This is a genomic window from Solwaraspora sp. WMMD791 (assembly GCF_029581195.1).
Lineage (GTDB): Bacteria > Actinomycetota > Actinomycetes > Mycobacteriales > Micromonosporaceae > Micromonospora_E.
This window is the reverse complement of record NZ_CP120737.1, coordinates 4,522,754-4,540,410: the sequence shown is the minus strand read 5'-3', so window position 1 is coordinate 4,540,410 and position 17,657 is coordinate 4,522,754. Positions and strand designations below refer to the sequence as shown.

Genomic DNA, 17,657 nt, shown 5'->3' with positions numbered 1-17,657 from the left:
TTTCACGTGAAACAGCGGGTGGATCGGGTTGTCTGCCTGTGGATAACTTCTGTGGACAACGCTGTGGACGGCAGCGGTGAGCACCGTAGCCGGTCTCTGATGCCGTCCTGCGGGGGGCGGTCCGGCCCGGTTGGCGGGACGGGCACGCATGGCGGGCGGCGGCCGGCCGAAACGGGGAACGACAGGTCGGGCAGACTCGGTTAGGGTCAGCGTCGTGCCCCACACCCCAGACGCGATCCCCGATTTTGCGCGATGGCCTTCCTTCCCGTTCGAAGGTGACCTGCGGGTCAAACAGCTCGACGACCCGGTCGCCGTCGAGCCGCCACGCAAGGGGGAAGGTACGGCGGAGTGCTCGTCCTGCGCCGCGCCGGACGACGCCTACATCTGGGTGAGTGAGCGCTGGCGAGTACGAGCCATGGATCGGCCGACCGGTCTGCCGATGGTGCTGATCCTGGAGTCCCGGTCCCACTTCGACCTCGGGGACCTGCCGAACCTGCTCGCCGCCGAGCTGGGTGTGCTGACGGTACGGCTGGAGCGCGCCATCCGGTCCCTGGACGGGGTGGCGCGGGTGCACGTCAACCGATGGGGTGACGGCTCCGCGCACCTGCACCTGTGGTTCCTGGCCCGCCCGTACGGACAGCTGCAGCTACGGGGCACGTTCCTCTCGCTGTGGGACAGCATCCTGCCGCCGATCTCCGAGTCGCGGTGGCGGGAGAATCTGGCGTTGGTGGCGGCCTGGCTTGCCGAGTTCGGCGGGCGGCCGTTGGCCGAGCCACCGCGGATCGAGTGGCGTGCCCCGTCGAGCCTGACCGAACAGGCGAGTCATCCGATCGACCCGGACACCAACTTCGACGAGGACGCTCCCGCCGTCGGCCCGGCCGCCAGCGACGGGTCTGTTGCGGTCGCCGTACTGCCGATCGAGAACATCGAGCCCGCCGCAGACCTCGACGAGCTCGCCGCGCAAGCGCTGACCGCTCGGAACGGCGACGCCGCCGGTGACCCGGCCGACGTCGACGCCGACGCTCCGGACGCGGAGGACGACGAAACGGCGCCGCCGACCGGTGGGCCGGACGCCCAGGGGTCCGACGACGCTACGACAGCGTCGGAGACGCCGGTACCGACGCAGTCGCCAGCGACGACAGCGGGTGCCGCTGCCCCGGCGGGGTCACGGACGGGCAGCGGCCCGGTCGACCAGGGTGGCAAGTAGCCGGCCGAGATCCAGCCCGGCGGCCTCTACCGCGAGCGGCAGCAACGAGGTCTCGGTCATCCCGGGGGAGACGTTGACCTCCAGCACGTGCGGCTGACCCTGCGGGTCCACGATCAGGTCGACCCGGGAGACGTCCCGCAGGCCGAGCGCGCGGTGCGCGGCGACGGCGGTGGCCGCCACCCGATCGGCCACCTCGTCGTCGAGCCGGGCCGGGGCGTGCCAGGTGGTCAGGCCGGCGGTGTACCGGGCCGCGTAGTCGTAGACGCCGTTGCGGGGCACGATCTCGACCGCCGGCAGACTCTCCGGCCCGTCGCCCCGGTCGACCACCGACACCGCGACGTCCATGCCGGTCACGTACCGCTCGACCAGGGCCGTCGAGTCGTACGCGAAACAACCGACCATCGCGGCGGACAGTTCGGCGGCCTCGCGCACGACGGCGGCCCCCAGCCCGGAGCCGCCCTGCGCCGGCTTGACCATCAGCGGCAGGCCGAGGCGCTCCACGATCCGGTCCAGTACGGCCACCGCGCCCAACTCGGAGAACCTGTCGTGCGGCAATGCCACCCAGTCCGGCGTAGGGATGCCCGCTTCCTGCAGCACCGCCTTCGCCGACGGCTTGTCCCAGGCCAGCCGGGCCGCCCGGGCGTCACAGCCGACATACGGTACGCCGCACAGGTCGAGCACTCCGCGCAGTGAACCGTCCTCCCCGGTGGCACCGTGCAACGCGATCACGACGGCGTCCGGCGGGTCGGCGCGCAACGCCGGCAGCAGGGTGATGTCGGCGTCGCGCAGCTCGGCCTCCACGCCGGCGGAGCGCAGCGCGTCAAGCACCCGGCGGCCGGACTTCAGGGAGACGTCCCGCTCGTAGGACAGGCCGCCGGCGAGAACCAGTACCCGCAGGTCACGGGCGGCGGTGGTGGGCTCGGACTGTGGGCTCATGCCCGAATCATGCCAAGTCGGGCCCGGGGGTGTCCGCGCCGGGGCGTCGCCGCCGGGTGCCGGCACCGGTGACCGGGCCGAACACCTCCCGCATCGCGGCCTCCCGTTCCATGACACCCGCGAGTCGACGGACCCCTTCCCGGATCCGCTCCGGCGGCGGGAAGGAGAAGTTCAGCCGCATGTTGCCGGCCCCCGAGCCGTCGGCGTAGAAACCTGTCCCGGGCACGTAGGCGACCCGCGCGGCGATCGCCCGGGGCACCATGGCCTTGGCGTCGAGACCTTCCGGCAGCGACGCCCAGACAAACAGGCCGCCACTGGGCCGGGTCCAGGTGGTGCCGGCGGGCATCAGATCGGCGAGGGCGTCGAGCAGCGCGTCCCGCCGTTCCCGGTACACCTCGCGATAGGTCTTGAGCTGCTCCCGCCACGGCATGGTCGCCAGGTAGGTGGCGACGGCGGCCTGCGCGTACGCGCTCGGGCAGAGGATCTGTGCCTCGCTGGCGATGACCAGCTTCTCGCGTACCGCGTGTGGCGCCAGGATCCAGCCGACCCGCAGGCCCGGCGCGAAGGTCTTGGAGAAGGTACTCAGGTAGAACACGCCGTGCCGGCGGCGGGCCCGCAGCGGCGCGGGCGCCTCGCCGTCGAAACTGAGCTGGCCGTACGGGTCGTCCTCGATCACCAGCAGGCCGGCCCGCTCACAGATGTCCAGCACCCGCTCCCGGCGCTCCTCGGTGAGGGTCACCCCGGCAGGGTTCTGGAACGTGGGGATCGTGTACAGGAACTTCGCCCGCCGCCCCGACTTCGCGACCTCGGTGATCGCCTGCTCCAGGGCCTCGGGGATCAGCCCGTCGGCGTCCATCGGCACGTGCTCCACCTGGGCCTGGGCCGCCTGGAAGACGCCGAGGGCACCGACGTAGGTGGGCCCCTCGGCGAGCACCACGTCGCCCGGGTCCAGGAAGAGTCGGGCGACCAGGTCGAGGGCCTGCTGGCCGCCGACGGTCACCACGACGTCCTCCGGGGAGGCGCCGGAGGAGACGTCGATGCCGGACAGCGACATCACCTCGCAGATGCGTTCCCGTAGGTCGAGGGTGCCCTGACCGATGCCGTACTGCAGGGTGGAGGTGCCGGTCTCCGACGCCAGCCGGCCGAGCATCTCGCCGACGGCGTCGAGCGGCAGCGCCGCGACGTACGGTGCCCCACCGGCGAGCGAGACCACTTCGGGCCGACTGGCGACGGCGAACAGTGCCCGGATCTCGGATGCGGTCATGCCGCGGACCCGGCGGGCATAGCGGTCGGTGTAGTCGTCGAGCGTCGTGCCGGTCATGAGCTTCACCTCGATACGCGTCGCTCCGGTGGTGCCGGGGATGGCCGACCGCGACACGCACTGATCGTTTGATGGTAGTCCGGCGTGTCGCCGTACGGCCTCGGCATTACCGTGCGCGCCCACATGTCGGACCAGCTGATCGGGATTGGCCCCACCGGCCATTCTCGGACTGTCCGACCCCTCCCCGGACGGGCGGTTGCGGCGTACGATCGCTGGTTGGGGACGAAGAGACGGCGCCTGGTGGAACTCGGCGGGTTTCACGACGTGATCCGGTGGGGTGTGGGGGAACGCGCATGTCGCGACGTCTGGTCAGTCTGACGCTGGACACGCTGGAGGAGCTGCCCGGTTCCTGCCGGCAGTGTGTCTTCTGGGAGCTCGATCCGGTCGCCGCCGACCGCGCCCGCGCCTGCGGTGATCCGGGCCTGGAGAAGGAAGCATGGGTCTCCCAGACCCTTCTCGAGTGGGGCTCCTGTGGAAAGCTCGCCTACGTCGACGGGATGCCGGCCGGCTTCGTCATGTACGCCCCGCCTGCGTACCTGCCCCGGTCGATGGCCTTCCCCACCTCCCCGGTGTCGGCCGACGCGGTGCTGCTGACCACGGCCCACGTGGTGCCACCGTTCGCCGGTGGCGGGCTGGGCCGGATGCTGGTGCAGGGCGTCGCCCGGGATCTGACCAAGCGGGGCGTCCGGGCGATCGAGGCGTTCGGTGACGCCCGGCCGGTCGACCCGGACCTGGCCGACGACGGGCCACCGAGCTGCCTCGCCCCGGCCGACTTCTACCTGTCGGTCGGCTTCAAGACCGTCCGCCAGCATCCCCGGTTCCCACGGCTGCGGCTGGAACTGCGGACCGCGCTGTCGTGGAAGTCGGACGTGGAGTACGCGCTGGAGAAGCTGCTCGGCTCGATGAGCCCGGAGAGTCTGCTGCGCCCGGCGACCCGGGCGATGACCAACTGACCGGGGCTGAGTCAGGGTCCGCCTCAGGCGTCCGCGGTGGCCTCGATGGCGGCCCGCAACGTCCGTACGTCGATCGACCCGGTCGGCACGTCCAGCTCCATCGGGTAGTACATCCGCTGGACCGCGGCCACCAGTGCCTCGGCGACCTGGTCACGGAAGTCGGGGCGAATCAGTCTGGCCCGGTCCCCGGCACAGGTGAGGTAGCCGATGTCGGCGCGGACCGCTGGCATCCGGGTCAGCCGTAGCAACTCCCAGCTCTTGGCGTGCACCCGGCAGTCGTGCAGCCCGGTGCGCACCACGATCTCCCGCTGCACCAGACCGGCGAGGCGCTCGCCGACCGTCGAGGTGGCACCGTTGCCGGTGCCGTAGTGGTATGTCGCCACCCCCTCCGCCGCCGGGTTGGTGTGCCCGTCGACGTGCAGCGAGATGAACAGGTCCGCGCCGAGATCGTTGGCTGTCCGGGTGCGCTCCAGGTCGGTCACGGCGGTCGTCGCGTGCGGGCCACGGGTCAGGTGCACCCGCATGCCGGCGGCGGCCAGCCGGCCCTCCAGCCGGGCGGCCAGGTCGAACGCCAGGTCCGCCTCGGACCAGCTCAGGTCGCCGTCGGTCACCACCACACCCCGGTCCGGTCCGCCGTGACCGGGATCGACGACGATGGTCTTGCCGACCAGGGTCGGGCCGGACTGGCGGAAGGCGTCGGACTCGCGCAGCCACTGCGGTCGTCCGCCGACGACCTTGCGGCCCAACCTGCGCAGCGCGTGCATCGTGTACGGGCCGCAGGTGCCGTCGGCGGTCAGCCCCACCTCCCGCTGGAACTGGGTGAGGGCGCGGGCGGTCCGGCTGCCGTATATCCCGTCTGCCCGGCCCACGTCGTAGCCCATTTCCAGCAGGCGTTCCTGCAGGGTCCGTACATCCTCACCCACCAGGGGGTCGGCGACGGAGTGGTAGAGCGCCCGGTCGCCGAGCCGCCACCGGGCGGCGTTGAGTGCCCGCCAGGTCTCCGCACCGACCCGTCCGTCGATGCTCAGGCCACGACACTGCTGAAAGGCGCGTACGGCGTGCTCGGTCGCCGCGTCGAACCGGTCGGCTCCGGGGTCGGGGGCCAGCAGCTCCAGGTTGACCAGGATCGAGCGGATCTCGGCCACGGCGGGACCCTGATCGTCACGGCGGATGGGACGCACGGGACCCCGACCTCCCCCTGGATCGAGCGGGACGTCCGGAGCGTAACCCGGTTACGTGGCGACCGTACCGGGGTTGACCCGATGCGGACCGGACGGGTGCCCGGCGGACGGACGCCGGCAACGACGCCGGCAACGACGCGGGCAACGACGCGGGCACGAAACGATCTGGGTACGGAAACGGCGCCGGCCCGGGGCGGTACCGCCCCGGGCCGGCGCCGGCAGGTCGGTACGGATCAGAAGGCGGACTCGATGAGCTTCACCAGGTCGCCCTTGGGCCGGGCACCGGCGACGGACTGCACCGGCTCGCCGCCCTTGAACACGGTCAGCGTGGGCACCGACATCACCCGGTACTTGCGGGCGATCTCCGGGTTCTCGTCGATGTTCAGCTTGACGATCTCCACCTTGTCGCCCATCTCGGCGGCGATCTCCTCCAACAGTGGTGCGACCTTGCGGCAGGGCTGGCACCATTCAGCCCAGAAGTCCACCAGCACCGGCTTGTCGGACATGAGCACGTCGCTGGTGAAGCTGGCTTCGGTGACCGCTCGGGTAGCTCCCACGGAAATCCTCCTTCTCGACCGCCCGCGACGCAGGTGGTCAGACCTCTTCGAGTGTGGCGAGGTAGCGCTCGGCGTCGAGCGCCGCCGCGCAACCGCTGCCGGCAGCGGTGATCGCCTGCTGATATGTATGGTCGACCAGGTCACCGGCGGCGAAGACGCCTGGGACGCTGGTCCGGGTGCTCGGCGAGTCGACCAGCACGTAGCCGTTCCCGTCGAGCTCCACCTGGCCGCGGAACATCTCACTGCGCGGGTCGTGGCCGATGGCGACGAAGACCCCGGTCACGTCGAGCGTCGTGGACTCGCCGCTGTGCGTGTTACGGATCCGGACCCCGGAGACTTTACCGTCGGTGCCGAGGATCTCCTCGACGACACTGTTCCACTCGACCCGGATCTTCTCGTTGCCCAGGGCCCTGGCCGCCATGATCCGGCTCGCCCGGAACTCGTCGCGACGGTGCACGATCGTCACCGACTCGGCGAACCTGGTCAGGAAGGTCGCCTCCTCCATGGCCGAGTCGCCACCGCCGACCACCACGATGTGCTGGCCCCGGAAGAAGAAGCCGTCGCAGGTGGCGCAGGAGGAGACGCCGTGACCCAGGAACTCCTGCTCGCCGGGGACGCCCAGCGGACGCCACGCCGAGCCGGTCGCGAGGATCACGGCCTTGGCCCGGTACGCCGTTTCGCCGACGTAGACCGTGCTCGCCTCGGCGGCACCCGGGGTGCCGGTGTCAGCCAGTTCCACCCGGGTCACGTCGTCGGTGACGAACTCGGCACCGAACCGTTCGGCCTGCTTGCGGATCGAGTCCATCAGCTCCGGGCCCATGATCCCGTCCGGGAAGCCGGGGAAGTTCTCGACCTCGGTCGTGGTCATCAGGGCCCCGCCCGACTGCACTCCCTCGATGACGAGCGGCTTCAGGTTGGCGCGTGCGGCGTACACCGCGGCGGTGTATCCGGCCGGACCCGAGCCGATGATGATCAGGTTGCGGACCTCGTCCACTGCCGACTCCCAAGGTGTGATGTTGCCGATCGGCGACTGTTGATTCAAACGTCACGGCGTCGCGGCGGCATTCCCGTCCGGGCCGGGCGTGGCTCACGTCACGCCGTGCGTCCCGGTCACCCTACCTGGGTCGAGTATCGGGTATCCGCGCCGGCGGCGGGCACCCCACAGCGGGATCCGCTGACCCAGATCCAGTCGGCACCGGAGCTGTCGGTGAACGAGATGACCACCGCCGGGGCGCCTTCGAAGCGCGCCAGGTCGACCACGCCGACGCCGAGTGCGCCGGTGCCGTGCTCGGCGGTGACGCTCGCCAGGCAGTCGGCCAGCGCGGCCTGGTCGGTGAAGCGGCCGAGGGCGGCTGACGGGGTCGGCTCCTCCTGCAGGACGACGTCGTCCGGGCTCTGCTGGGTGTAGTCCTCGCCGGCGCGGCCCACGGCGGCCTCGACGGCCGGTGCGAGCGTCGCACGCTGGTAGTCGGTCCCCGAGGCCAGGATGCGCGGGGTGGCGGGGGCCCCGGGCTCCATCATCGTGTTCGGCGACCCCTCCTGCTGAGCGGACTCCACCCCGCCGGCGCTGTCCGGCGCGCTGCCGGCCGTGGTGCTGGCGTCGTCGGTGAAGCCGCCGCCGAGCAGCTGCTGCAGGCCGAGGCCGGCGAGCGCGGCGGCAGCAGCGGCGACCGCGACCGGGGTGGCGTACCGCTGCCACCGGCGGCGCCGGCCGTCCCGGCGGGTGGTGCCGGTGCGGCCGGTCGCGCTGGTGATCTCCACCGGCGGTGCCAGCTGCTCGGGTGCCGCGCGGTCGGCCAGCGGCGCCGCAAGCATGGCCGGTACGGCGGCGGGAAGTGGCTCGGCGGCGAGCGCCGCGGTGATCCGGTCGGCGACGCCCTGCGGCATCGGCTCTGCCTGACTGCCCCACTCGGCCAGCATCGACTGGACCAGGCGGGAGGCGTCGACCAGCTCGTCGTGAGCGGCCCGCCAGGCCGGCCGCTGAGCGATCAGCCGGTCCACCACGACCTGGTCCGGGGTGCCGTCGAGCGCCCCACCGACATAGTCGGCGAGCAGGTCCCGATCGACCTCGGCGAACCGGTCGGCGGTCACCGTTCCTCCTTGGCACTGTCGCCGCGTGCGGACCTTGATGGGACGTCGTCGAGCCGGCTGGGGTTCCGTGGCGTGAGCGAGGGCACCGGCCCACGGGGCGGGGCGACAGCGACGTCCGCCCGGTACGGGCGAAGATGCCCGAGTAGTCCGGCGAGGCGTGCCCGCCCGCGCGCACACCGGCTCTTGACCGTACCCTCGGCGACGCCGAGCAGCACCGCGACCTCAGCGACCGGATAGCCCTGCACGTCGACCAGGATCAGCGCGGCCCGCTGCTCCACCGGCAGCTCGGCCAGGGCCTGCCGGACGACGAGCGCGGTGTCGTGGTCGACCGCAGGCGCGGCCGGTTCGACGCCACGCACCCCGTCGTCGTCGTGGCTGCCGTCGGGCAGCGGGACCGTCGGATGGGTCCGCCGCCGCCGCAGTCGGTCCAGGCAGGCGTTGACCACGATCCGGTGCAGCCAGGTGGTGACCGCGGAGTCGCCACGGAAGCGCGCCGCCCCACGGTGTGCCGACAGCAGCGCGTCCTGCAGCGCGTCGGCGGCTTCCTCCCGGTCCCCCACCGTCCGCAGCGCCACGGCCCAGAGCCGGTCCCGGTGCCGGTTCACCAGCTCGGCGAACGCCTCCGGATCGCCCTCGACGTGCGCCCGGAGCAGTTCGTCGTCGCCGAGGTCAGCCCGGCGTTCGGTCATGGCCCCTCTACCGTTATCTCCTGGACGCCGATCTGGTACTTCTCGCCGCCGATCGGCGGGAGCTTGGTGATCCACACCATGAGGTACTGGTACGTCTCGTCGGGCGAGAACCCGCTGAAGGTCAGGGTCGCGCCGTCGGCGTTCTCGAACGGCTCACCGATGCGTTGGGTGAAGGTGTCGACCACCTCGTTGTCACCGTCCCGGCTCGACCCGGGGTCAGCCGGGCCGACCAGCAGCTCGGCGGAGCTGCCGGAAGCGGAGAGTTCCACCCGGACGCTGGTCACCGACCGCGGCTCCTGCAGATCGATGAGCACGCCCATGCCCCGCTTGAGGTTGCCGAAGTTCGGATTGCGCTCGTAGGCGTCGGTCACCCAGCCGGTGCTGGTGTCCCCGTCGACCGTGGCCTCGGCACCATCGAGCTCGTCGCGGGCCCCGTCCGCGTCGACGATGCGCACCTGATCGGCGGTGAGCGGGATCGGCTTGGGCGGTGCCGGGGCAGCGGTCTCCCCGGTGCCGGGCGTCGCGCTCGCCTGGGTCTGCGGTGCGGGCGACTGGGCGTCACCGTCGTCACCGTCGCCGCCCAAGGCGCTGATGCCGAAGAAGAGCCCGGTCACCGCGATCACGACCAGACCGGCGATGCCCGCCGCGATCTTGCGCCGGGACGCCTGCGCCGGCTCACCGGACTCGTCGGTCGACGCGGTGAAACGCAGCGGGCCGACGCTGTCGAGGTAGTGCTCCTCGGTAGCCGCGTCGAGCCGGCTCAACTCGGCCGCGAGCACCTCGGACGAGGGCAGCGCGAGGCGCGGGTCGAGCAGGTCCATGGTCAGGTCGTCGACGTACGCCGGCACGCCGGGACGCAACTGCCGGGGCGCGACGACCGCACCGGTGGTGTCGCGGACCGCGTCCGGCAGGGCGGTGACTCCCGCCTCGTGATGCGGCCAGTGCCCGGTCATCGCGAAGTAGAGCACCCCGCCGATGGCCCGGATGTCGGTCTCGTAGGTGTCGGAGCCGTCGGCACGGGCGTCGGCGAGCACCACCCGGCCGTCGTGGCCGATCATCACCGTGCCCGGGTGGATGTTGCCGTGCACCATGCCGGTGGCGTGCACCGCCGCGATCGCCGAGGCGACCGAATGGGCGATCATCGTCGCGCGGGCGGCGTCGAGTGGCCCGGCGGCCGCGATCACCTCACGCAGCGAGTCACCGTCGACCCACTCGCGGACCACGTAGGCCCGCTGGCCTTCGTCGATCGCGTCGTAGACGCCGACGAGGTTGGAGTGGATGACCCGGCTGGCCCGTACGGCCGCCTGCAGCATCTCCATCGCGGAGTCGCCGCCGGGGTAGCGCAGCACGACCGCGACCGGGCGACGGAGCACCACGTCGACGCCGCGCCAGACCTGCCGGCCGGCGCTGTCGTCGTTGACGTGCGCAGCCAGCTGGTACCGCTCGGCGAGGATCTCGCCGACGGTTGGCGCACCGAAGGCCATCATCGGCGGACTGACCTCGTCCGCCTCTTGGCCTTCGCCGACCTGGGTCACCCGTCCTCCCTTGTTGATCGTCCGGTCCTTGTTGATCGCTTCGGTCGAACGGCCGCGCCGCTGCTCGCACAGTGTCTGTCGCTGACCGGGCGGGTGCCGGTGGGACGTTGCTTCCTACGATAGATGTCGCACGCACCCGTCCAGAGCGACCTTACCTGTGTTCCGCAGCGACCAACATGCCAGCTTCCCGCAGCACTCTCGATGCTCACCCGCACCGCCCACCAGCGCCGCTGCGCCTACCTGAGCCCGGCAGACTCACCAGGCCACGACCGGCCGCATAACCTCTCCGGCTGATAATACGTTGTACCGCCCGGACGGGCTCGGGCTGACCGACGAGGCCCGGACACCGCCCGTAACGAGGATCTTGTTCCTGAGTTATCCACAGCCTATGACCTGCTGTCGAGCGTGATAGCGGAAGTTATCCACAGGTTGGTCCACAGGGCGTGGGTACGCCGTACCGCTGCGGAGTCGCCGGCGGTCTCAGCGCCCCAGCCGCCGGCGCACCATCGACAACAGGTCGCTCACCTCGCGGATCCGCAGCACCACGGCGAGCCCGAGATAGGTCAGCCCGATCACCGCGCCGCCCACGAACAACTGGACGAAGGCCATGATCTGACTGGGCGAGTCGCCACCCGGCAGCACCATCAGCACCAGCCACCCGGCCAGTGCCGCACCGACGGACGCCAGCGCCACCTTGCCGAAGGTGGCCATGATGGCGCCGAACCCGATCCGACCCACCCGCCGACGGACCAGCCAGGCCGACAGCACCGCCGCCGCCAGGTACGACACACCGTTGCCGATCATCAGCCCGGCCGCCGCGAACTGCACCGACAACGCGGCGAACAGCCCGATCTGCACCAGCACCCGCAACCCCACCACCGGAATGTTGATCAACGCCGGGGTCCGGGTGTCCGGCAGCGCGTAGAACGCGAAGGTGAACAGCTGGCTGACCGCGAACGGCACCAGCGCCAGGGCGGCGGCCAGCAGCACCACCGACGTGGCGCTGGCCGATTCGGTGCTGAAGGCGCCGTACCGGAACAGGGCGAACGACACCGGCGTGGCCAGCACCGCGTAACAGACCGCGATCGGCGCGAGCACCGCGGTCACCGTGCGGGTGCCGCGCGACAGGTCGGCCGCGACGTCGTCGAGCCGGCCGTCGGCGGCGGCACTGCTCATCCGGGGCATCAGCGCGGTGATCACCGAGACCGCGATGATGCCGTGCGCCATCATGAGCAGCAGGAACACGTTGTTGTAGATCAGCGGGCCGGCCTTGTCCTCGTCGCCGGCGCGGTTGAGCAGGTTGAAGAGCACCACCAGGCCGAGCTGACTGACCGCGACGTAGCAGAACATCCAGGCACCGAGCCGGCCCAGCTCGGCCAGCCCCAGCTGTCGGAAGTCGAACCGCCAACGCCACCGGAACCCGACCTTGCGCAGTGCCGGGACCAGGCCGGCTGCCTGCACGACCACGCCGAGCAGGGTGCCCCCGCCGAGCAGCACGATCCGACCCGCCGTCATCTCCTCGGGACTGACGATCCGGGCCCCGAAGACCGCGATGTACGTGCCGAGAGTGGCGATCACGACCAGGTTGTTGAGGATCGGCGCCCACATCGGGGCGGCGAAGTGCCCCCGGGTGTTGAGCAGCGCGCTGACCAGCGCCGACAATCCGGTGAAGAAGATCATCGGCAACATCAGGTACGACAGCAGCGTGACCAGCCGCCGGAACTCGCCGGTGGTCTCGTCGCTGGAGTAGAGAATCGTCAGCAGCGGCGCCGCCGCCATCGCGACCAGGGTCGCCACCGCGAGTGCGAGCACCGCCAGGGTGAGCAGCCGCTGTGCGTACGCCTGTCCCTGGTCGACGTCGGACTTGCGTCGCCGCATCAGCACCGGCACCAGGACGCTGGTCAGGATGCCGCCGAGCAGGAACTCGTAGACCATGCCGGGGAAGATCTGCGCCGTGGTGTAGGCGTTGCCGACCAACGCACCACCGAGGGCGGCGGTCAGCACCAGGGTGCGCAGGAACCCCGTACCCCGGCTGACCAGGCTGCCCAACGCCATGACCGCGCTGTTGGTGGCCGCGCTGCCGCTCTCGTGCGGGTCTGCCTCGGCGACGCCGCCCGGCCCGCCGGGCCCGCCGGGGGGGCCACCCGGACCGGCGGCACCGACGAGCACCGTCGGCGGCTCGGCCGGCGGCGCCGACGACTCCACCAGCGGCTGCCCGCCCGGGCCGACCGAGATCATCGTGGCACCGTCCGGGTCCGGGCCGCCCCCGCCGGGGCCGGCGTTCGCGCTCCGGTACAACCCGTTGCCCATCGGACCTCCACCCCGTCGGTACGCCGGAATCGCCACGCCGGATGCCGGCACGAGCCTATCGGCCGTCGTCGTCGGCCGGGACGATGCCCGACAGTGCGTCGACCACCCAGGCCGCCTCGGCCGGCACCACCGGCGCGGTCAGCGCGTCCAGCAGGGTCGGATGGTCGCAGCCGGCGTCGGCCAGCGCCCGGCCGAGTGCCGGCACCGCCGCCGGGTCGCCGGACTCGCGGACCCGCTGCAGCAGCGGAGCGATCCGCGGTGCCCGCCGCCAGGGCGCGTCGAGCAGCCGCCGGTGCCGGGCGGCCGCCCGGCGGACCAGCTCGGCGACGTCGTCGAACGGGAACGACTCGGCGCCGAGGGTGCGCGGTGGCGTACCGCCGCCGTCGGCAGGCCCGGCCGCCACCCAGCCCCAGCCGGCCGCGTACCGCCAGCGCACCCCACCGGTGTGCGCCAGATGGTCGCCGACCTGCCGGGCCACCGCGTCGTCGTCGAAGATCCGCGGGTCGACGGCGGCCGGCGTCGGCCACCAGCGGGGGTCGTCGAACAGCGCCAATGGCGGCTGGTCCGGACCAGCCGCCGACACCTGCGCCGGCTCTCCTGACTCGGCGTCGACCGACCGGGACAACCCGCGCAGCGCGGTCGCCAGCATCGTCGCCGGTCGGTCCGGCGCGGCCACCTGGTCGTCCGCCGACGCGTACCGGTGCAGCAACGCCACCAGCAGCCCCGGGTGCCGCCACTGCGGGTCGTCCAGGGCGAGCAGCTGACCGATCAGGTCCAGCTCCGCCCAGCGCAACACGGTCGGGTACGGCCGGGCCGGGTCGAGCCGGGCCAGCGGCAGCGGCTCGGTGGATCCCGGCTGACGCAGCCCGAGCAGACACTCGCCGTACGCCAGATCGATCTCCAGCACCAGCCCGTAGCCGCCGGCCACCGGCACCGACACCCGCAGCTCGGCGTGGTGTCCGGGCACCGGCTCGCCGGCCGGCGGCAGGTACGCCGCCCAGAACGCCGGATCGGTGGTCAGGCCGCGCAGGCTCTCGGGAATCGACACGGTGGTTCATCCTGCCCGCCGGCTGCCGGGGCGGCCACAGCGGATAGTCTGGCGGTCCCATGTCCGAGACCTCCGCGCCCCGCGCCACCGATGCCCGTACCAGCACCGACTCCCGTACCGTCGTGCAACGCAACGCCGTCGCCGAACTGCTGCGGGTGTCACCCGTCGCCGACGAGTTGGGCCGACGGTTCGTCGCCGCCGGGCACGAGTTGCACCTGGTCGGTGGCTCGGTCCGCGACGCACTGCTCGGCCGCCTCGGCAACGACCTCGACTTCTGCACCGACGCGCACCCGGACCAGACCCTGGCGGTGCTCAAGGGCTGGGCGGAGGCGACCTGGGAGACCGGTCGCGAGTTCGGCACGATCGGTGCCCGACGCGGCGGCCTCACCCTGGAGATCACCACGTTCCGGGCGGAGGCCTACGACGGGGTGACCCGCAACCCGGTCGTCGCCTACGGCACCGATCTCGGCGACGACCTGCGGCGGCGCGACTTCACCATCAACGCCATGGCGGTCAGCCTGCCCGACCACGAGTTCACCGACCCGTACGGTGGCATCGCCGACCTCGCCGCGAAGATCATCCGGACACCCGGTACGCCGCAGGAGTCCTTCGGTGACGACCCGCTGCGGATGCTGCGGGCCGCCCGGTTCGCCGCCCAGCTGCGGTTCGCCGTGCACCCCGACGTCCGTACGGCGATGAGCACGATGGCCGCCGACCTGGACCGGATCACCGCCGAACGGATCCGTGACGAGTTCACCAAGCTGCTCTGCGGTGCCGACCCGGTCGCCGGTCTCCGGCTGCTGGTCGACGCCGGCCTCGCCGACCGGTTCCTGCCGGAACTGTCCGGACTGCGGCTGGAGATCGACGAACACGCCCAGCACAAGGACGTGTACGAACACACCCTGACCGTGGTGAACAACGCCGTCCGGCTGGAGGACGACGGCTGCGACTTCGTGCTGCGGATGGCCGCGCTGATGCACGACATCGGCAAGCCGGCGACCAAGGCCGTCGGACCGGACGGCCGGGTCAGCTTCCACCACCACGAGGTCGTCGGTGCCCGGCTGACCCGGCACCGGATGAAGGCCATGCGCTACCCGAAGGAGACCACCGCCCAGGTGGCCAAGCTGGTCGGCCTGCACCTGCGGTTCTACGGGTACGGGCGGGGCGAGTGGACCGACTCGGCGGTGCGCCGCTACGTCACCGACGCCGGTGACCTGCTGACCCGGCTGCACAAGTTGACCCGCTCCGACTGCACCACCCGCAACCGGCGCAAGGCGGCCGGGCTCGCCGCCGACTACGACGCGCTGGAGGAACGGATCGCCCGGATCCAGGCCGAGGAGGACCTGGCCCGGGTGCGACCGGACCTCGACGGCAACGCGATCATGGAGTTGCTCGGCGTACCGCCGGGTCCGATCGTCGGCCGGGCCTGGCGTCACCTGAAGGAGCTGCGGTTGGAGCAGGGTCCGCTCGACCGTGACGCGGCCGAGGCGGAACTGCTGCGCTGGGCCCGGGCCGAAGGGATCGGGCCGGCCACCGACTAGCGTCGACCACACTGCCGGCTCCAGTGCCCCCGGGAGGTCGGATGCAGCCGTACCCGCCACCGTCCGTCCCGCCACCGTTCCCGCCACCGTTCCCGCCGCCCGGCGGCGGGTCATCCGGGGTGCCGCGTGGCGGCGGGTCGTACCTGGTGCCGATCGTCGCGCTCGCCACGACCTTCGTGCTGCTCGTCGCGGCGATCATGGTCGTGCTGGTGGTCCGCTACGGTGACCGCGCCGACGACGACCGGCTGAACACCGCCGGCGGCGACCCCTGCGTGGTCGGCAGCTGGCAGGTGGACGACTACCAGGAGGACGTCGCCCTGCCCGAGCCGTTCGGCCGTACCCGGTTCACCGGGACCGGGCCGGGCGCCCGGGTCGAGCTGCGGGCGGACGGGCACGGCAGGACCGACTACGGCGACGGTACGACGTTCGCCGGTGTGGTCTCCGGGATCGCGCTGACCCTCACCGTCACCGGTGAGGTCTCCTACCGGTACCGGGCCGTCGACGGCACCGTCGCCTTCACCGACGTCGTCGCCGACGGCACGGTCACCCTCAGCGGGGCCGGCCTCGCACCCCAGCGCGACGCACTCACCGCCGAATTCGAACCGGCCAGCTACGAATGCGACGGTGACACCCTGGTCCAGCAGACGTCGCTCTACACGGCCCGGATGTCGCGCCGCTGACCACCCGTCGGCAGGTGGGCCGACGGGCGGCCAGCGGATTTCCGGTAGTGGTGGCGCGGCCGGCGGCTCAGCCGCGCCCGGCGTCGCCGGACGGACCGGCCACCGGAGTGCGGTCGGTGCGCCCGGTGACGACCGATTCGACACCGGCACCGCCCAGCCGGGCGAGCAGACCGGCCAGGTCGATCCCGGTCAGGTCGTTGCCGAGCTGCAGACCCTGCGCCACGTTGTTCGCCACCGACCTGGTCAGCGACGACGCGCCGTCGGTGGAGATGACGGTCATCTTGTCGATCGAGCCCATCGGGGCGCTCGCCGCCTCCACCACCTGCGGCAGCACCTTGACCAGCAGGTCGAGGACTGCGGCCTCGCCGTACGCGGCGAACGCCTCGGCCTTGCGGGCCATCGCCTCGGCCTCCGCCTCACCCCGGGCCCGGATCGCGGCTGCCTCGGCACTGCCCTCCCGCTCGACCGCGTCGGCGATGGCGGTACGGCGTCGCTGCTCCGCCTCACCTTCCTTGGCACCCTCGATCGCGTTCGCCTCGGCCAGCGCGGCCCGTCGGGCCCGCTCGCCCTCACCGGTCAGCCGGGACTGTTCGGCGGCGGCCTGGGCGGCGGCGATCGTCGCCTGCCGTTCGGCGTCGGCGGCCAGCACCGCCGCGCTGCGGGCCGCCTCGGCCTCCTGCTCCACCCGGTACCGGGCGGCGTCGGCGGGCTTGCGGACCTCGGTGTCGAGTTGGCGTTCCTTCAGCTCCGCGTTGCGCTCGGCAACCTTCTGCTGCTCGGAGAGGATCGCCTGGTCGCGTTCGGCCTGCGCGAGCGGACCGGCCGCCGCCGACTTCGCCTTCGCCGCGTCGATCTCGGCCTGGATGGCTGCCTGCTTCAGCGACAGGTTGCGGTTGGCCTCGGCGATCGCCTCCTCGGCAAGCAGCCGCTCCTGCTCGGCCGCCTGCCGGGCCCGCGCCTCGGCGATCGCCGCGTCCTTGAGTACCCGGGCGGCCTCCGGCCGGCCCAGGTCCTGCAGGTAGGACCCCTCGGCGATGATGTCCTGCAGCTGGAAGGTGTCCAGCACCAGTCCCTGGTTGGTCATCGAGTGTTCGGCTTCCTCGGCGACCGCGCTGGCGAACGCCGCCCGGTCCCGGATGATCTCCTCGATGGTGAGCCGGCCGACGATCGAGCGCAGCGCACCGGCCAGCACCTCGCGGGTGAAGTCCTCGATCTCGTCCTGCTGGTGCAGGAACCGCTGGGCGGCGGCCCGGATGGCGTCCTCCGTACCGCCGATCTTGACGATCGCCACACCCTGCAGGTTCGCTCGGATGCCCTGCTTGGAGACCGCGCCGGTGATCTCGACGTGGATCCGACGGCTGGACAGGTCGAGCACCTGCAGCTTCTGCACGACGGGCAGAACGAACACCGAGGCGCCCATGACGACCTTCTGCCCGGACAGGTCGGTGGAGCGGGAACCGTCGAGCGCCTGGGTGGTGCGGCCCTTGCGCCCGGTCACGATGAAGGCCTCGTTGGAGCCGGCGACCTTGATCCGGGAGAGCACGAACAGGATGAGGACGAGCACCAGCGCAGCGGCGCCGATGATCGCGATGAGGAGTGGGGTCACGG

General features: G+C 72.0%; 15 protein-coding genes. 4 read left to right on the top strand and 11 right to left on the bottom strand.

Annotated elements, in window-relative coordinates; translation table 11 throughout:
- The first annotated feature begins 235 nt into the window (after window positions 1-235).
- Window positions 236-1,207 (top strand): hypothetical protein, encoded by a 972-nt coding sequence (locus O7623_RS20075; protein ID WP_282229487.1) that lies wholly within the window; start codon window positions 236-238, stop codon window positions 1,205-1,207.
- Here the strand turns inward: O7623_RS20075 and O7623_RS20070 are convergent.
- Together O7623_RS20070 and O7623_RS20065 are read right to left on the bottom strand one after the other, a co-directional pair.
- Window positions 1,166-2,143 (bottom strand): D-alanine--D-alanine ligase, encoded by a 978-nt coding sequence (locus O7623_RS20070; protein ID WP_282224560.1) that lies wholly within the window; start codon window positions 2,141-2,143, stop codon window positions 1,166-1,168. The two genes, O7623_RS20075 and O7623_RS20070, sit on opposite strands and share 42 nt — an antisense overlap.
- Before the next feature lie 7 nt (window positions 2,144-2,150).
- Window positions 2,151-3,464, bottom strand: a complete 1,314-nt coding sequence (locus tag O7623_RS20065) for a PLP-dependent aminotransferase family protein (RefSeq protein ID WP_282224559.1) — start codon at window positions 3,462-3,464, stop codon at window positions 2,151-2,153.
- A gap of 293 nt (window positions 3,465-3,757) precedes the next feature.
- Here O7623_RS20065 and O7623_RS20060 point away from each other — a divergent pair, with 293 nt between their 5' ends.
- Window positions 3,758-4,417: a GNAT family N-acetyltransferase gene (locus tag O7623_RS20060; RefSeq protein ID WP_282224558.1), complete on the top strand. Its 660-nt coding sequence runs from the start codon at window positions 3,758-3,760 to the stop codon at window positions 4,415-4,417.
- A 23-nt stretch (window positions 4,418-4,440) separates the two neighbouring features.
- On the opposite strand, the gene O7623_RS20055 is transcribed toward O7623_RS20060, so the two are convergent.
- The 8 genes from O7623_RS20055 to O7623_RS20020 all read right to left on the bottom strand — a co-directional run bounded on the left by O7623_RS20055 (window position 4,441) and on the right by O7623_RS20020 (window position 13,828).
- Window positions 4,441-5,598, bottom strand: a complete 1,158-nt coding sequence (locus O7623_RS20055) for an N-acetylmuramoyl-L-alanine amidase (RefSeq protein WP_282224557.1) — start codon at window positions 5,596-5,598, stop codon at window positions 4,441-4,443.
- Window positions 5,599-5,831: 233 nt separating this feature from the next.
- Window positions 5,832-6,155, bottom strand: coding sequence for a thioredoxin (trxA, locus tag O7623_RS20050; RefSeq protein ID WP_282224556.1), 324 nt, complete (start codon window positions 6,153-6,155; stop codon window positions 5,832-5,834).
- 37 nt (window positions 6,156-6,192) lie between these two features.
- The gene (trxB, locus tag O7623_RS20045) at window positions 6,193-7,149 is read right to left on the bottom strand and encodes a thioredoxin-disulfide reductase (protein WP_282224555.1); all 957 of its coding nucleotides are present in this window, start codon (window positions 7,147-7,149) and stop codon (window positions 6,193-6,195) included.
- Window positions 7,150-7,265: 116 nt separating this feature from the next.
- Window positions 7,266-8,246, bottom strand: coding sequence for a hypothetical protein (locus O7623_RS20040; RefSeq protein ID WP_282224554.1), 981 nt, complete (start codon window positions 8,244-8,246; stop codon window positions 7,266-7,268).
- Window positions 8,243-8,935 carry an RNA polymerase sigma factor SigM gene (gene sigM / locus O7623_RS20035; RefSeq protein WP_282224553.1) on the bottom strand — a complete coding sequence of 231 codons (693 nt, stop codon included), beginning with the start codon at window positions 8,933-8,935 and terminating at the stop codon, window positions 8,243-8,245. The genes O7623_RS20040 and sigM overlap by 4 nt, the downstream gene beginning before the upstream one ends.
- Window positions 8,932-10,470, bottom strand: a complete 1,539-nt coding sequence (locus tag O7623_RS20030; protein ID WP_282224552.1) for a protein kinase family protein — start codon at window positions 10,468-10,470, stop codon at window positions 8,932-8,934. Before O7623_RS20030 ends, sigM begins: the two co-directional genes overlap by 4 nt.
- A 480-nt stretch (window positions 10,471-10,950) precedes the next feature.
- Window positions 10,951-12,780, bottom strand: coding sequence for a murein biosynthesis integral membrane protein MurJ (murJ, locus tag O7623_RS20025; RefSeq protein ID WP_282224551.1), 1,830 nt, complete (start codon window positions 12,778-12,780; stop codon window positions 10,951-10,953).
- Between the two features lie 55 nt (window positions 12,781-12,835).
- Window positions 12,836-13,828, bottom strand: coding sequence for a hypothetical protein (locus O7623_RS20020; RefSeq protein ID WP_282224550.1), 993 nt, complete (start codon window positions 13,826-13,828; stop codon window positions 12,836-12,838).
- A 59-nt stretch (window positions 13,829-13,887) separates the two neighbouring features.
- Between O7623_RS20020 and O7623_RS20015 the strand changes: the two genes are divergently transcribed.
- Together O7623_RS20015 and O7623_RS20010 are read left to right on the top strand one after the other, a co-directional pair.
- Window positions 13,888-15,369, top strand: coding sequence for a CCA tRNA nucleotidyltransferase (locus O7623_RS20015; RefSeq protein ID WP_282224549.1), 1,482 nt, complete (start codon window positions 13,888-13,890; stop codon window positions 15,367-15,369).
- Between the two features lie 41 nt (window positions 15,370-15,410).
- Entirely contained in the window at window positions 15,411-16,049 is a 639-nt protein-coding gene (locus O7623_RS20010; protein ID WP_282224548.1) for a hypothetical protein, read from the top strand.
- 67 nt (window positions 16,050-16,116) lie between these two features.
- Here the strand turns inward: O7623_RS20010 and O7623_RS20005 are convergent, their stop codons facing one another.
- Window positions 16,117-17,655 carry a flotillin family protein gene (locus O7623_RS20005; protein ID WP_282224547.1) on the bottom strand — a complete coding sequence of 513 codons (1,539 nt, stop codon included), beginning with the start codon at window positions 17,653-17,655 and terminating at the stop codon, window positions 16,117-16,119.
- Between the last annotated feature and the right edge of the window lie 2 nt (window positions 17,656-17,657).

What these genes read in the sequence shown, in the direction of transcription:
- O7623_RS20065 (WP_282224559.1), bottom strand. Translation starts at nt 3,464, where the DNA reads ATGACCGGCACGACGCTCGACGACTACACCGACCGCTATGCCCGCCGG.
- murJ (WP_282224551.1), bottom strand. Translation starts at nt 12,780, where the DNA reads ATGGGCAACGGGTTGTACCGGAGCGCGAACGCCGGCCCCGGCGGGGGC.
- O7623_RS20010 (WP_282224548.1), top strand. Translation starts at nt 15,411, where the DNA reads ATGCAGCCGTACCCGCCACCGTCCGTCCCGCCACCGTTCCCGCCACCG.
- O7623_RS20060 (WP_282224558.1), top strand. Translation starts at nt 3,758, where the DNA reads ATGTCGCGACGTCTGGTCAGTCTGACGCTGGACACGCTGGAGGAGCTG.
- O7623_RS20070 (WP_282224560.1), bottom strand. Translation starts at nt 2,143, where the DNA reads ATGAGCCCACAGTCCGAGCCCACCACCGCCGCCCGTGACCTGCGGGTA.
- O7623_RS20015 (WP_282224549.1), top strand. Translation starts at nt 13,888, where the DNA reads ATGTCCGAGACCTCCGCGCCCCGCGCCACCGATGCCCGTACCAGCACC.
- sigM (WP_282224553.1), bottom strand. Translation starts at nt 8,935, where the DNA reads ATGACCGAACGCCGGGCTGACCTCGGCGACGACGAACTGCTCCGGGCG.